The sequence below is a fragment of the Streptomyces sp. NPDC056628 genome (assembly GCF_042792555.1).
Lineage (GTDB): Bacteria > Actinomycetota > Actinomycetes > Streptomycetales > Streptomycetaceae > Streptomyces.
The window spans coordinates 1-14,240 of sequence record NZ_JBHTWG010000067.1 but is presented as its reverse complement, the minus strand read 5'-3'; the positions used below and the strand labels follow the sequence as shown (position 1 = coordinate 14,240).

11 protein-coding genes and 4 pseudogenes are annotated in these 14,240 nt (G+C 67.5%); 9 read left to right on the top strand and 6 right to left on the bottom strand.

Annotation, left to right across the window (positions count from 1 at the left end):
* Positions 1 to 160: 160 nt before the first annotated feature.
* Positions 161 to 1,126 carry a LysR family transcriptional regulator gene (locus ACFRAC_RS35945; protein ID WP_382939290.1) on the bottom strand — a complete coding sequence of 322 codons (966 nt, stop codon included), beginning with the start codon at positions 1,124 to 1,126 and terminating at the stop codon, positions 161 to 163.
* Between the two features lie 94 nt (positions 1,127 to 1,220).
* On the opposite strand from ACFRAC_RS35945, the gene ACFRAC_RS35940 reads away from it, so the two are divergent.
* The 3 genes and pseudogenes from ACFRAC_RS35940 to ACFRAC_RS35930 all read left to right on the top strand — a co-directional run bounded on the left by ACFRAC_RS35940 (position 1,221) and on the right by ACFRAC_RS35930 (position 3,082).
* A complete protein-coding gene (locus ACFRAC_RS35940) occupies positions 1,221 to 2,378 on the top strand; it encodes a nuclear transport factor 2 family protein (RefSeq protein WP_382939286.1) in 1,158 nt (385 codons plus the stop codon).
* A 123-nt stretch (positions 2,379 to 2,501) separates the two neighbouring features.
* Positions 2,502 to 2,660 (top strand): annotated as a pseudogene (locus tag ACFRAC_RS35935) (IS5/IS1182 family transposase); the annotation flags it as partial.
* Positions 2,594 to 3,082 (top strand): transposase, encoded by a 489-nt coding sequence (locus tag ACFRAC_RS35930; RefSeq protein WP_382939283.1) that lies wholly within the window; start codon positions 2,594 to 2,596, stop codon positions 3,080 to 3,082. The pseudogene ACFRAC_RS35935 and the gene ACFRAC_RS35930, both read left to right, overlap by 67 nt.
* Before the next feature lie 88 nt (positions 3,083 to 3,170).
* Here ACFRAC_RS35930 and ACFRAC_RS35925 read toward each other — a convergent pair whose 3' ends face one another.
* A complete protein-coding gene (locus ACFRAC_RS35925; RefSeq protein ID WP_382939281.1) occupies positions 3,171 to 3,368 on the bottom strand; it encodes a hypothetical protein in 198 nt (65 codons plus the stop codon).
* 458 nt (positions 3,369 to 3,826) lie between these two features.
* Between ACFRAC_RS35925 and ACFRAC_RS35920 the strand changes: the two are divergent.
* Positions 3,827 to 4,672: pseudogene (locus tag ACFRAC_RS35920) on the top strand (IS5 family transposase); the annotation flags it as partial.
* Here the strand turns inward: ACFRAC_RS35920 and ACFRAC_RS35915 are convergent.
* Entirely contained in the window at positions 4,660 to 5,214 is a 555-nt protein-coding gene (locus ACFRAC_RS35915) for a hypothetical protein (protein ID WP_382939278.1), read from the bottom strand. The pseudogene ACFRAC_RS35920 and the gene ACFRAC_RS35915 overlap by 13 nt on opposite strands.
* 349 nt (positions 5,215 to 5,563) lie before the next feature.
* Between ACFRAC_RS35915 and ACFRAC_RS35910 the strand changes: the two genes are divergently transcribed.
* Positions 5,564 to 5,767 carry a hypothetical protein gene (locus ACFRAC_RS35910; protein ID WP_382939274.1) on the top strand — a complete coding sequence of 68 codons (204 nt, stop codon included), beginning with the start codon at positions 5,564 to 5,566 and terminating at the stop codon, positions 5,765 to 5,767.
* An 85-nt stretch (positions 5,768 to 5,852) separates the two neighbouring features.
* On the opposite strand, the pseudogene ACFRAC_RS35905 reads toward ACFRAC_RS35910, so the two are convergent.
* Positions 5,853 to 6,421, bottom strand: a pseudogene (locus tag ACFRAC_RS35905) (transposase family protein).
* Between the two features lie 200 nt (positions 6,422 to 6,621).
* Between ACFRAC_RS35905 and ACFRAC_RS35900 the strand changes: the two are divergent.
* A complete protein-coding gene (locus tag ACFRAC_RS35900) occupies positions 6,622 to 7,824 on the top strand; it encodes a hypothetical protein (RefSeq protein WP_382939271.1) in 1,203 nt (400 codons plus the stop codon).
* A gap of 66 nt (positions 7,825 to 7,890) precedes the next feature.
* The gene (locus ACFRAC_RS35895) at positions 7,891 to 8,952 is read left to right on the top strand and encodes a phosphotransferase (protein WP_382939294.1); all 1,062 of its coding nucleotides are present in this window, start codon (positions 7,891 to 7,893) and stop codon (positions 8,950 to 8,952) included.
* Here ACFRAC_RS35895 and ACFRAC_RS35890 read toward each other — a convergent pair.
* Positions 8,949 to 11,897, bottom strand: coding sequence for a tetratricopeptide repeat protein (locus ACFRAC_RS35890; RefSeq protein ID WP_382939268.1), 2,949 nt, complete (start codon positions 11,895 to 11,897; stop codon positions 8,949 to 8,951). The two genes, ACFRAC_RS35895 and ACFRAC_RS35890, sit on opposite strands and share 4 nt — an antisense overlap.
* Positions 11,898 to 12,058: 161 nt before the next feature.
* Between ACFRAC_RS35890 and ACFRAC_RS35885 the strand changes: the two genes are divergently transcribed.
* Positions 12,059 to 12,451, top strand: coding sequence for a hypothetical protein (locus tag ACFRAC_RS35885; RefSeq protein ID WP_382939263.1), 393 nt, complete (start codon positions 12,059 to 12,061; stop codon positions 12,449 to 12,451).
* A gap of 30 nt (positions 12,452 to 12,481) precedes the next feature.
* Entirely contained in the window at positions 12,482 to 13,567 is a 1,086-nt protein-coding gene (locus ACFRAC_RS35880) for a UDP-galactopyranose mutase (protein WP_382939259.1), read from the top strand.
* A gap of 104 nt (positions 13,568 to 13,671) precedes the next feature.
* Here the strand turns inward: ACFRAC_RS35880 and ACFRAC_RS35875 are convergent.
* Positions 13,672 to 14,154, bottom strand: a pseudogene (locus ACFRAC_RS35875) (IS5 family transposase); the annotation flags it as partial.
* Between the last annotated feature and the right edge of the window lie 86 nt (positions 14,155 to 14,240).

The window sequence follows — 14,240 nt, the reverse complement described above, 5'->3', positions numbered from 1 at the left end:
CTACGAGCGCAAAGCCGAGCACTTCCTCGCCTTCACCAGCATCGCCTGCACCCTCATCTGCTACCGCAGGCTCACCAAATGAGATGGCCTCTTAGAGGCCGCGCAAATAGGCTCGTGGCTCCGGCCGCTGCTACCGGCTTCGGGTCTGTCGTGGGGCGTTTCACTGGTGCCGTCGTGAAGTGCCGGGCGCAGCGTCATGGGCGTCCGATTCGGTCGGCTGGTAATCAACTTGGGCTGGATGGACCGAAGCGAAAGCTGTGGCGAGCTGGTCCAGCAGAGGTACTGCGCAGGGGTGGGGGTCGCGGCGTGGCGTGACCGCGTAAATCCCACGCGTGGGGGGCCCGACGAGGGGCGTGGTGGTGACGTCGGCCCGCAGCGCGCACGTCATCACCCCGGGTATCAGCGCGATGGCATGACCGGTAGCGACCAGGGCCAGCTTGCCGGGCAGATCGGCCGCGGTGAGGTCGATGCGGGCGCTGACTCCCGCACGGGCGGCGTGCTGGCGCAGGAGCGCCGCAGAGCCGTCGTTGTCCTCGACCCAGGTCTCGTCGGCCAGCGCCTGGATGCGCACCGGTCCGCACCCGGCCAGCGAATGGCTGGCGGGCAGTACGACGACCATCTCGTCCAGCCCGAGGAACCGCCGGTCGACCCGCGGGTCGGCGGCCAGCCCCGGCGGAGCGTCTGTGACGACGGCGATGTCGAGATCGCCTGCGATCACGCGGTCGTGCAACTGTGCGCTCAGGCCGGGGAGCAGGCTCCACCGAACCGGTCCGGCCTGCCTCAGCAGGCCCCGGAGAGCCTCAGGAACGATCCCCGCGGCGAGAGACGGCGTTGCTCCGATGGCCAGGGGCCGATCACACACCCCGTTACGAACATCTCGTACCGCGCGAACGGCGCGGTCGGCCTCCTTGAGCGTGGCGAGGGCATGGCGCCGGAATACCTCACCGGCCGGCGTCGGACGCACACCACGCGCATGGCGCTCCACCAGAGGCACGCCGAGCTGCCGCTCCAGCCCGGCGATCTGCCGGGAGACGGCCGATTGTGTGTGATTCAGCTCGGCTGCCGCCGCTGACAGCGATCCGACCCGGCACACGGTCACGAAAGCCCGCCACACAGTCAAGTCCACGACGGCAGTGTGGCAGTCGGTATGCGGACTCCGCGGGGCAGGCTTGCGAAATCTGCGCTTGTCGCATCTATCGAGGTGCACCACTGTGGCGCGCATGACCACACCACACACGACTGCCGTCCTCCATCTGGGGCGCATGGGTGGCGCGATCGCGACACGACTGGCTGCCCAGGGCTGGGACGTCGTCGGCTGGACACGCTCAGGGCGCGCGTCAGGCACTGTGAAGATGACCGGCGACCCGAACGAGGCCGTGGCCCAGGCGGACCTTGTCCTCCTGGCACAGTTCGACGGCCCGGCCTGCCAGAAGGTCCTCGACGACGTCCGTGACTCGCTGCGAACGGACGCGATCGTGCTCAACACCAGCACCATCGCCCCCGCCGAAGCAGCGAGGCTGGCCCGGCGACTTGGCCCGTCCTACGTCCACGCGCCTCTTCTCGGCTCGGTGTCGGCTGCTGCGGCCGGCGCCCTGCAGATCATCGCCGCCGCCGACCAGGAGGCACTTGACCGAGTTCGACCGGTTCTGGAAACGCTGGGCACCGTCCGGCACGTGGACGACGCCTCCACCGCCGCCGCGCTCAAACTGATCGCCAACAACAGCCTCGCCGGAGCCATCCTCGCGCTGCGCGACTCACTGCGGCAGGCCGACGCCCTCGGCCTGCCCCGTACCCAAACGCTGGACGTCCTCGAACTCGGCCAGCTCGGCGGGCTCGTGGCCCGCAAGCGCCCCTTCCTCCTCGGTGAGCCAACCGCTGCCACGGCCGAATTCACGATCGGTGCGCTGGCCAAGGACATGGCTCTGCTGGCCACCGCGTCGGATACCCCCTTGCGCAGCGCGGCTGGCCTGGCCGACACCCCTACTGCCCTTGAGGCCGATATCGCTGTTGCCGCCACGGTCCCCGCCGTGGAGGACGCCGTACTCGAACCGCTTCGCGCCTACATCCGCGGACACGCCACCGGCGACCCCTCCCACTTCCGCGACGCGTTCCTTCCCACCGGCCACATCGAAGGGATCCGAGACGGCGCATTCGTCTCCTGGCGCCTGGATGAGTACTGCGCCCTCTTCCAGGGCCGGCCGGCCCCGGACGAACCGACCCGCACCCGCCGCATCGACGCCATCGATGTCCACGCGACCGTCGCGACCGCCACCATGACGCTCTCGCACGGGGCAGACACGTTCACCGACATCTTCCTGCTGGTCCTCGCCGACGGCAGCTGGCGCATCGCCAACAAGGCGTATCACCGCCACGACTGAGAACGGGAACCGATCCATGTCCTCGGGGAACGGTCCCTACCCACACGGGGAACGATCTTCGGAGTCTCTTGTCGCCGCACGTCAGCCCCACTCGTGAACACCCCAGTTCATCCCACACCAACCATCAGATCGCCGAGGGACAACTGCGCCGCTTTGCCACGATGGCTGACCGAACCGCTGTGGAACCAGTTCACCGTGCTGCTGCCCGAGCGGCCGTGCTACCACCCGAACCATCCGCTGGGCTGCCATCGCAGGCGGATCAACGACCGGATCGTCTTCGACAGTTGATCTACCGGCCCAAGCGGCATCTCGATCACAAGCGGGGCGGCAGACGCAGCTTCACCTGGACCGACTACCGCGACCTCCTCATCACCGCACACCATCAACTCGGCGCACCCATCGTGCTCGTGTGGGACAACCTCAACGTCCACAAAGGCCGCCGATTACGGGAATTCATCGACACCCACGACTGGATCACCCGCTACATCCTGCCCGCCTACGCACCCGCCCTCAACCCCGTCGAGGGCATCTGGTCCCTACTGCGGCGCAGCAGCCAGACAAACACCGCCTTCGCCGACCCCGACCACCTCATCCGCACGCTCCGACACGGTCTCCGCCAGATCCAGTACCGCAGCAACCTCATCAACGGATGCCCTACCGAAACCGACCTCACCCTGACGACATTACGGCGACAACGTCAGTAGCGGACATCGAAAGCGGGCGGCAGAGCGCCCATCGACCTTCGATCAATTCTCACAGGGCCCGCAGAAGCGTCTCCCTCAACACGCTGACTTACCAAGGAACATGGAAGCCGACCGGGTAGAGGTGGTCGTCGGTGGGGTCGTCGATGCCGGTGACGTGCGTGCCGCGATGGACGATGAAGCCGTTCTCAACCGCGTCTTCGCCGGGTGTCCAGAGCTGTTCGGCGGGGGGCATGGTGCCGTCGTGGCCCTCGCTGGTCACGAGGTCGTACAGGCCGGTGGTCGTCATGCGCTCGCTCCGGTGCTGGTGTCGGCCGCCTTGAGGACGCACGGGAGGTGGACCTGGAGGTGTTCGACGTCGACCTGGCGGCCGCGGGCACGGACTTCGCGGGCCAGGAGTTCGGTGAGCCCGGCTGCCCTTTTCCGGACTACGAGCTCGTCCTTGGCTGTACTTCGTGCAGGGCCCAGGCGGCTTCGCGGTTTCGCCCGCCGTTGCCGATGACGGGCTGCAACGTCTTCATTTGTGGTCGCGCAGGAAGGTAGGGATCTCGTCGCGGGTCGGGTAGTTCGGCAGGGGCGCTGGCTTGTCCTGAGAAGCTGTTGTCTTTTCGATCTTGAGAGATGCGCGTCGAACGGGAGTCCCGATCGGGTGGTCGCGGGGCGCATATGAACAGGGCCTCCTGAACAGCTCGTTGGTGTCGAATCACCGAGCAGCAGGAGGCCCTGGTGCAGCAGTCTTGCGTGCCGATGGCCGGGCAGTCCAGCGCGGTCACCTGGGAGTGTGACTGCCTGGCTCACCGGTTCGGAAACGCCGCCGACAACCCGATGCGTGAGCGGCGGTATCCGACGGACATGACGGACGCGGAGTGGGCCCGGGTCCTGCCGCTGCTTCCGGTACCGGGCTGGATGCGCGGCCGGGGCGGCCGGCCGGAGGTGTATTGCCACCGGGTGATGCTCGATGCGATCCGGTATCTCGTGGACAACGGGATCAAGTGGCGGGCGATGCCCGTCGACTTCCCGCCGTGGGACCGCGTCTACGCATTCTTCCGCCGCTGGCGCGACAAAGCCCTGGTCAAGGAGTTCCACGACCGGTTGCGTGCGCGAGTCCGCGAGGAGCTGGGGCGGGACGCGCAGCCGACGGCCGGGGTGATCGACTCGCAGTCCGTCAAGGCGGACGCCGTCGTCGGCGGGGACAGCCGGGGCTTCGACGGCGGCAAGCTCATCAACGGACGCAAGCGGCACGTCGTGGTCGACACCCTCGGCCTGCTGCTGGGCGTGATGGTCACCGCCGCGGACACCGGCGACCGCATCGCCGCCCAGGTCCTGCTCGGGCAGGTCGCCGACGTGCACCACCGGCTGGAACTGGTCTGGGCCGACGGCGGCTACACCGGCAGCCTCGTCGAGTACTGCCTGGCCACGTTCGCCCTGGTCCTGGCGATCGTCAAACGCAGCGACGACATGCGTGGCTTCGTGGTGCTGCCCAAGCGGTGGATCGTCGAGCGCCTCTTCGCCCACCTGATGCGAAGCCGCCGCCTGGTCCGAGACTTCGAGCGGCGCACCACCAGCGCGGAGGCGATGGTCTACTGGTCGATGACCCTGCTCATGACCCGTCCTGGCCCGCTCACGCCTGCCGCGAGGGTGAACCGGCCCGGCTGCTGCTCGGCCAGCCAGCCGCGGGCCACCAGGCGTTTCGCTTTCGACCGCAGTGCCTCCACCCGCGCCGGCACCACGTCCATGCCAAACATGGCGGCCATCTCCTGGCAGGTCAGTGCCCCTTGATGGAGCCGGTTCCGGTCCGCGAGCGCCGTGAGGATGCGCTGGTAGTCCACCGACAGCACCGACCAGGCCAGCCCCTGGCGCCACACCGGCACCTGTGACCTCGGCTTCGCCGCGTCCCGGAGCGCCGACTGCACCTCCGCATCCCGCGGAGCCGGGGTGGCCTCCGCCTCGGCGGTGGCGCCGTCGTCCGGAGCCAACACCGTATCGACCCGCCTGCGCGCGATCGCCCACTCCTGCCATTCCAGCTCGGCCGCAGCAAGCTCGGCCTGGATGCGGTCGGCCTCCTCCCGCAGCCCGTCGACTCGACGCCGAGCGGCGAGCTCGTGCTGTTCCAGCAGCCCAACAACCGATGGCATCCGCGACCTCCCGGGGAACGACGACCCGACAGGCCACCACTCCCACGGAACCACCGCTCCTATCCCCGACCAGCGGAAACGCGTCGATCACCTCCGGAAAGACAACAGCTTCTGAAGGAACGCAGTGATGACGCCTGCGGCTCGATCGTTGTTGTCGTCCAGGCCGTTCCACATGTGATGTCCGACTCCGGGCATGTACTGCGTGCGCTGGATGGCGGGGTCATTGGAAAGGACGGTGGTCTCCCATTGACGGACCTGGGAGGAGCACTCGGCGATCATCAACATCGTGGGGGTCCGGGAGCGCCTCAGTTGCGGGGCGACGGAGGGTGAGTCCTTGACCGTCTGCTGGATGCGGAGGCTGGCGGCGGGACTGAAGGAGAAGTTCTGTGCGGTGTCCTCGGCGGGGATGCGGTGCGCGTCGCGCGTCCGGGCGAGCCGCGGCCCGAACCAGGTCGGCCTGGTCCGCTCCCGGCGGTCGATCGTCGCCGCCCGGGGCCGCAACGCCATCCCGAGCGACGGCGGCGGCACCGGCAAGAGCGACGGCAACGACTGACGGACCGGGAGCCCTGACGCGATGACGCGCCTGTCCATCGCGGCACGCCTGGGCGAGGACTTCCTCGCCCAGGCACTGAGCTTCTTCAGCGTTGCCGCTCCAGGGTGAGGACGGCTTTGGCGATTGACGTCATGCGGTTTGGACTGCAATGGGGTCTGCGGAAGATGCGCCAGGACTTCAGGCGGGCGACGCCTCGCTCGACCGGTGCGGATGATCCGGTGGGTGCGGGTGGCGGTCAGGTCGTGGGCACGGCCGGGAAACGCGGGCAAGAGCCAAATCAGCCGGCCGTCCGGATCGGTGACCACCTGCACGTTCACCCGGTGCCGGCGGTGCTTGTGGGAGTAGTCCGCGCGTGAGTCGCCGACCCGGTCGCACTCGGCGAGGGTGCCGTCCAGCAGGACGAAGTCCGCATCGGTCTTGCGCAGGACCTCAGCAGGCCCGGCGCGCGTTCAGCGAGCAGGTGGATGACTGCGCTGGTGACCCGGTAGCGATCTCCGCCAGGTTGACGTGTTCACGCAGGTACCCCAGTGCCACCATCGCGCGCTGGGACGGGCGGAGCTTGCAATGCCAGTCGCCCTCACGGGTGACGAGAAGCATGGTGACCCACTCCACGAGCGCATGGGGCAGGTCGAGTGCGGCAGGATAGATGATCAACTCAGACATCTCGATCAACAGCCAGGGGCCTCGCTCGTTTCGGCTCGCGGACCGTCACCTGATCGGTGACCACCTCGAAGAGGCTCAGTAACATCCGGGCAGAACTCTGTGAGTGGTCAGCCGGCGACCGTCAGAAGGGGGAATGAGCCTTGCGAATATTGCTGTCCTTCTGGGACGGTGGGGAAGGTCATCTCGCGCGGGTGGCCCATCTGGTCACGCTCCTGCGAGAGCGCGGCGACCGTTGTCTGATCATCTCGAGCAGCGCGAAGGCTCCCCGGGTACGCACGCTCACTCCCGAGGCGGAGATCGCCAAGGTCGACACCCGGCCGGAGAGCCAGCTCCCGGCCAAGCGGCTACCGCAATACTCGCATGCCTTCCGGCACGCACAGCGGCGCCTTGCGCTGGGCTTCAACAACCAAGAGTTCGTAACGGCAAACACCGCTCGAGTGCTTGAGGTCCTCCGCGCGTTCCGACCCCACGTGGTCGTCAATGACTACCACGACACCCTCCGGATCGCAGCCGAGGCGGCTGGCGTGCCGGTAGTCTCCCTTGCCATGGCTCACGGTCTACGCTCTGGGCCCACGCTCGGCGCGTGGAAGATACATGAACTCGCTGACCGCCCGCTTCCGGAGTGCCTGCGAAGTTTCAACCACACGCGTGCGCAGTGGAACCTCACGCCGTACACGGACGAACGGGAGACGTTCGAGGGAGACCTCAATCTCATACCGAGCTGTCCCGAACTGGACCCGGTGCAGCAGCGTACAAACGACGTGTATGTCGGTCCCGTCATGACGCCGCCGGCGCCACCCCAACACCGACCCCGTCGCAGACCGCTCGTAGTCTCCTACCTAGCGGAGGGGAACAACCGGCCCGAATCCGCCTACCCACGGGCTCTCGCGGAACTGGTGAGGGCCGAGCGCAACCTGGAGTTCGCCGTGATGGGGGGTGCGCGGTACGCCCGCTACTTCCGTACCGGCGAGACATTCCTGGGCATGGTGCCGGCGCAACGGTATCTGGATCTGCTGGACGACGCGGACCTGGTGATCACGCATGGGGGTACCACTTTGGTGCACGCGCTGGAGCGGTCAGTTCCGGTGCTGTGTCTGCCCTGGACGTCATCGGAGGCCGCGTGGGCGGTACGGGCCGAAGAGCACGGCGCGGGGATGCTGTACCCCGCGTACCGCCGTCCACTCGAATGGCGGGTCGACGACCGCGTCCATCCGTCTACACCTCTAGCCGGGCACTGGTCCCTGCCCATCTCTGCGCAAGGGCTCTCGCGCTGTGTGCAGCGGATTCTGGATGAGCCCAGCCACCGGGCCGCAGCCGCTGATCTGGCGGAGCGACTATCAGCGTCCCGGAGCCGCTTCGATCTGGTTGACCTTGTACGGGGCGCCGGACGTTAGGGCCACGAGTGCCCGCAGCGCTCAGCAGACGGGCCGGTGGCCCACGGGGAAAACGGGGTGTCCGTCATGCTTCGCTCTCGCAGAGAACTGTCCGCTGTGTCCGCGAGGCTGCGGGAGCAGGCGGAGCGCCCCTTCTCTGGAGGGGAGTCTGCCCTGATTGGGATGCTAGGCGACCGGCTCGTGTCAGTGTTGCGGTCACACAACACACCGTCCACGCTGTACTACGTCCGTGCCGATGGCGAGACGTACGTTGCGAAGGTGGAGTTCGGGCATGCACCCACGCTACGGGACGAGATCCGGTGGTACCGGAATGCGGCGCAAAAGGGCTTGCCTAGACGCCTGTTCGTCACCGGCCATTCCGGAGCCAGCTTTTCGTTCCTTCTGCTGCAGCGCTTCGGCGACGGCTCCACCGTGGACGACCTTGCACTCGCCGGTGAATCGACTGGTCAGCTTGGACGCCATGTCGCGAGCGCCATGGACAGCGACATGGAGTTGTTTCACCGCACACAGTGCTACGTCGGCCAAGACCACGTACACCGGCTGACCGAGCGGCGTCTTGCGCTGCGCCGCTCGCAGGCCGGGAAGTTTCCCTACCTGCGCAGGCTGATGGATGTGGATGTCGTCACGATCAATGGAGTCGGGCTGCCCGGCGCGTCATGGTGCCTGAACCGCGTCTTCGGTGATTCACGCCTAGTGTCCTACCTGACGCCCGATCGGGTCGGTATGACGTTTGGCGATCTGCACTGCGGAAACATCCTCGTTCATGAAGGGTGTAGCGAGGTGGTCGACCCCCGAGGCGGACCCCTACTACCGATCACCTACGACTACGGAAAACTCATCCAGTCGGTTGAGGGCGGGTACGGGGCGGTCATGGCCGGGCGGTATGTGCTGCGCCGGACGGGCGCGACAGCGTACGAGTTTGTTCCGGAGATGGTGCCAGGTTACTCCAGCGTCGCGGTGCTGCTGACGCCGAGCTGCGACGAGCGGCGGTATCTCCAGTCCTTGTACTACGCCGCGTTGCATTTCACCGCCATGCTGCCCCATCATGCTTCGGCGCAGGAGGAGACGACGGCCCTGTACCTCTGCGGCGTCTCATTGTTCGACAAGCTGCTCACGCAGCTCACCTAGGCACGATCCCCGCCTTGGCGCAGTCGGTCCAGTGCAGCCCGAGTCGCCTGGGTCTCCGGATGGGTCTCACCCAGAATTCTCAACCGGCCATCCACCGCGCTCCGCAGAGCGGAGGCCGCCCCCGCGACATCGCCCGCCGCCGCCCGCCACCGGCCCAGCTCGGCGTAGCTGACGAGCGTGTGCGGATGCTCGGTGCCCAGTACACGCAGCCGGTCCGCGAGCACGGCCGCCAATCCCGTCAGGGCTGCCTCCAGGTCACCCGCCTCTGCCTGCCACCGGGCGAGTTCGTGCCGGGTGGCCAGCGTGTCGGGGTGCTCGGTGCCGAGGATGCGGAGTCGGTCGGGCAGCACGTCTTCGAGGCCCCGCACCGCGGTCTCGGGATCTCCCGCATGCCCGCTCCACCGAGCGACCTCGTGCCTCGTGGTGAGGGTGTCCGGATGGTCCGGACCGAGGACCCTCAGCCGGTCGACGAGTAGCGCTTTGAACGCGGCAGGGGCATCGGTTGGTCCGTGAGCCTCGCCACTCCATCGGGCCAGATTCGCTCGGGTGTCGAGTACGTCCGGGTGATCGGGCCCCAGAACTTTAATCCGGTCGCGTAGCAGGTCCCTGAACGCCTCGACGGCGCCGTTGGCATCCCCGGCCTTGCCCCGCCAATACGCGAGGTTGCTGCGGGTGGCGAGGGTGTGGGGGTGGTCGGCGCCCAGTATCCGCGTCCGGTCGACCAGCAGCTGTTCGAGGGCGCGTGCCGCGCCCGTACTGTCGCCGGCTTCTCCGCGCCAGTAGGCCACGTTGTTGCGCGTGTTGAGCGTGTCGGGATGGTCCGGACCGAGGACCCTGAGGCGATCTTCGAGCAGTGCTTCTAGCGCTCGGGCGGCCCCGGCCGCGTCGCCGGCTTCCCCGCGCCAGTAACCAAGGTTGTTGCGAGTCTTGAGGGTGGCGGGGTGATCTGCGCCAAGCGTGCCGAGCATGTGTTCGAAGACCTCTTCGAGACCTTTCGCCGCGGCGGCGGCGTCACCTGTCTCACCTCGCCAGCGGGCGAGCGTGGCCCGGCTCGCCAGGGTGTCGGGATGCAGGAGGCCCAGCACCCTCTGCCGGGTGGCGAGTACCCCCTGCGTCGCAGCCAGCGCTCCACCCGCATCGCCGGCGTGGCCTCGCCATCGGGCCAGATCCTGCAGGGTCGCCAAAGTACTGGGGTGTTCCGGGCCGAGCAGCCGGGACTGTTCCGCCGCCACCTGCCGCAGTGTGCGCACAGCGGCCGCGGGATCTCCGGCGTGCCCCTGGGCCCGACCGATTCTGCCGCGAGCTGCCAGCACCTCGGGGCGGCCGGGACCGAGGAAGCGCGAGGCCGCTTCGGCCATTTTTGTCCAGTAGCCGATCGCCGCCGCTTGCAAGCCGGCGTCGAACAGGCTGTCACCCGCGCGATATAGCAGCCCAAACCGGTTCGACGTCCACAGTTGATCCCCTGCGGCCCGCGACAGCGCCTCGGCATTGGCTCGCAGTACCGCCACCAGGTCGGCATCGACGTAGGTGTGGGCTGGCCAGATCTCCGTGAGCCCGTCCGCCGCCGCCCGCGCCGCCTGTCCGAGATCGTCCGGATCCGCGGACTCCCGCACCGCGCGGGCTGTCACCGCGTGGACGCCCACGGCGCGAGGACCACCGGCCGAGTCGATGTGCAGCAGGCCGTAGGAGTGCAGCGCAAGGCAAGTCTCCCAGACGTCCTCCGGAGAGGGCTCCGGGAGGGCGTCAGCGGAAGAGTCGGCTCCTGCCGCCTGTGATGCTGCCGCGCGTGTGTCCCACAGGCGCATCGGGTGCCCCGCCGGATCGAGCAACGCGGCCATCTGCAGCACCTTTCGGGCGGCGCCCGCGGGAGGTGTGGCGTCGGCTGCCTCCAAACCAAGCGTCAAGGTTACGGCGACGGGACGCCCGTAAGCCTCGGTATCCGCCCACCCGGGCAATAGCTCTGCCAGTGACGCCGACTCCTCGACGTACCGTTGGAGGTAGTCGGCGCAGGTAAAGCGCTGCTTGCGGATCAGGTAGGCGGCGGCGTGAGAGAGCGCCAGCGGCAGGTGTCCCAGTGCCTCGGCGAGGTCATCGACCGAGGCGTCCAACAAGTGACCGAACCCGGACGAAGACAAGCGCTGACGCAGGTAGGCTACCGATTCCTCCGGCTGAAACGTCCTCACGTCGACTACGCTCCTGCCCCCGCCGCTCAGTGCGGGCTCCTTCCGCCGGGTCGTGGCGACGACATGGCCCCTTTCGCCAGGCCCGCGCGGCCAGAGGCCGTCCACGTCGCGTATATCGGCAATGTCGTCGAGAACGACCAGCCATGATCTGGTCCCGCCGGTCAGCCAGGCCAGCAGGACTTGGGCGTCGTGCACCACATCGTCCCCCGTGGTGCCTGGTATGGCGAGGCGACGTGCCGCTTCCGCGTAGGTCAACTGGACGCTCTCACGCGATACGGCGGTCGCCCAGATGACCAGGTCTCTCCTGTCGCCTTGCGGATCGAGCGCCCGATAGGCGAACGATGCTGCGAGCTGAGACTTGCCGGCACCGCCGCCCCCGACCATTACCTGCGTCGGCACCACGCCTGGGGCCGGGAGGGGCCTGGCGGCCAGCTTGTCCCGCAACCGCGAACGTGGCTGAAACGCCGAAGCAAGAGCAGGGAGAGGGCCGATGACGACGGGCCAGAGATCCGCACGCGAAGGAATCCCGTGGATGTTGATCTGCGTGTTGCCGCCCGAGCTGTTGACCTGAGAACCGTGGGCGCTGTCCGCGGCGAAGACAGGTACCGAGGATGGAAGAAGCCGCGGGACAGGAACGGCGGTTGATGCCGTGCAGTCATCGTCGGAGGAATCCGGGCGGGCCCTGCTCGTTCCAGACGTCATGCTCGTCGAGCCTTCGACACTTGGTAGCCGTTGGCACGCTGCCAGGTGTCTGGCGCGCACGGAAACGGCAACGCTAATCGGTGGTGCGCGCGGCTCACAAGAGCGCGTCGGGAGCGCACGGCAACTCGCGGCGATAGCTTTCCATGCCGGGCACCTCACCGCCTGAGCCTCGCTAGCATGGCGGCCAGACCAAACCCTTCGCGTCAACGGGGGTAATGCACATGGAAATCGAAGCGGCATCAGTGGTGATAGGAGCGCTTGCGGCCGGGGGTGCGCAAGGGCTGCAAGACACGGCGAGTGCGGCGGTGCAAGATGCCTACGCCCGACTGCGTGGCCTGGTTGCGGGACGGCTCCACGGGGACCGTACGGCGGAGGCCGTGATCGACGACTGCATCGAGGATCCAGAGAGGCGGCGCACAATGCTCGAGGCCGCCCTGCAGGAGAGCGGTGCGCTGAACGACCCAGCGGTTGTGGAGGCGGCGCAGCACCTCATGACGCTTCTCGATCCGACAGGCGCCGGGCAGGGGCAGTACTCGATCAGCATCGACAACTCGTCGGGCCTCCAGGTGAACCACCAGGGCGGCAATGTGCAGGTGAACACCTTCAACAGCTGACAACCGGCGATGGGAGGCACGGCAACTATCGTGGGCGCTGGCCTGGCGGGCGCGGCCGCGGCCTGGTTTCTGACCCGACGCGGGTTCTCAGTCGAGGTCTACGAACAGGACCACGTGGTGGGCGGCCATGCACGTACGGAGTGGTTCCGGGGCATCCCTTACGAGCCTCATGGGGCACACATCTTCCACACCGATCACCGCTCCGTCTGGGACTTGGTTTCCGGTACGGTCGAATTCGTTCCATATCGACATCGCGTCCTCACGCGGCTTCGGGGCCGTCTGGTCTCGTGGCCGCCGCAGAGGGCCGAGTTGTGTGCGTCGCCGGACTTCACCGACATCGCGCGGGAGCTGGCAGACCGGCCTGGGGCCGTGGACGAGTCCGACTTCGAGTCGTACTGCGTCTCCTTGCTCGGGCCGACGTTGTACGGCGAGAGCGTTCGCGGCTACACCGAGAAGCAGTGGGGACGACATCCGCGCACCCTTTCGGCAGCCGTTGCCAGGGGCCGTGTGGAGCTTCGGAACGACGGTTGCCACGACTTCTTCCGGGATACCTACCAGGGGTGGCCCCGCCGAGGTTACGGGGACCTCGTCGAGGCACTCCTCCGCCGAGCGGTCGTGCACCTCGGATGCCGGATCACACTCAAGGATCTTCCGGAAGTATCGCAAGCGGGTCGGCCGGTGATCGTGACATCCGCGCTGGACGACTTCCTCGGTGAGCCCGGTGCCCTTCAATGGAGAGGGGTGCGGTTGCAGCCCGTGTACCTGCCGGAGACCGCGCTCGCTCAACGTGCGATGGTCGTCAACGAACCCTCTGTGGCCCTTGCGTGGACACGGTCCATTGAGACCAAGTGGGCACTCCCCGAACTGCACGACCGACTCGGCACCCTCGTGCTGAGAGAGTATCCCGGCGCGGAGGCCAAGCACTATCCGGTTCTGGACGCTGCCGGCGAGAATCAGCGGACGCAGCGGGAGCTGGAACACCGACTCCTCGGCCAGTCCCGGAACCCCATTCACCCGGCCGGCCGGTTGGCCACCTACTCGTACATCAACATGGACGTCGCGATTCTCCAGGGACTGCGCGTCGCAGAAAGGGTCGCTGCCCAAGAGGAGAGCTGATGATGCCACGCGGGCTCCCACGGGCAGGCGGGAGTCGCCCGAGGCTGGCCACCGTCCCAATAGCCATTCAAACCGTGGGGCGTGAACTCGACTAGAGCCTGTCTTCAGTTGTGATCAATGGGCTTATGGAGGCTGCCGATCCAGATGGTCGCTGCGCGGAGATGGAGTCCGGCGAGGTAGCTCTCGGGCGTTTTGTCGTAGCGGGTCGCGATGCCTCGCCAGTCCTTCATCCTGTTGACGGCCCGCTCGACCGTGTTGCGGTCGCGGTAGAGATCGGCGTTGTGGGTGAGGGGCCTGCCACCCCGGCTGCCCTTCTTTCTGCGGTTGGCGGACTAATCCTTCTTCTCCGGAATGACCGCCTCGATGCGGCGTTTGCGTAATTGGGCACGGTTGGCACGGGACGAATAGGCCTTGTCGCCGGCCGCGGCGGCGGGCCGGGTGCGCGGACGGCCGACGGGCAGGCGGACCCGTACCTTGCTCAGCACGGCGATGAACTGGGGGCTGTCGGCGGCCTGCCCGGCGGTCAGAAGGAGGGCCATCGGCCGGCACGGACGGTCGACGGCCAGATGGATCTTGCTGGTCAGCCCGCTCTACCTTCTTGATCGGGTTGATCGGGCCATTCGTAGGGTTGGATCGCCCAGGGGTGCTGGGTGTGGCTATCAGCCCGCTGCCG

Coding starts and splice junctions, on each gene's coding strand:
- ACFRAC_RS35915 (WP_382939278.1), bottom strand. CDS start 5,214: ATGCCATCGGTTGTTGGGCTGCTGGAACAGCACGAGCTCGCCGCTCGG.
- ACFRAC_RS35940 (WP_382939286.1), top strand. CDS start 1,221: ATGACCACACCACACACGACTGCCGTCCTCCATCTGGGGCGCATGGGT.
- ACFRAC_RS35885 (WP_382939263.1), top strand. CDS start 12,059: ATGGAAATCGAAGCGGCATCAGTGGTGATAGGAGCGCTTGCGGCCGGG.
- ACFRAC_RS35895 (WP_382939294.1), top strand. CDS start 7,891: ATGCTTCGCTCTCGCAGAGAACTGTCCGCTGTGTCCGCGAGGCTGCGG.
- ACFRAC_RS35925 (WP_382939281.1), bottom strand. CDS start 3,368: ATGACGACCACCGGCCTGTACGACCTCGTGACCAGCGAGGGCCACGAC.
- ACFRAC_RS35910 (WP_382939274.1), top strand. CDS start 5,564: ATGCGGAGGCTGGCGGCGGGACTGAAGGAGAAGTTCTGTGCGGTGTCC.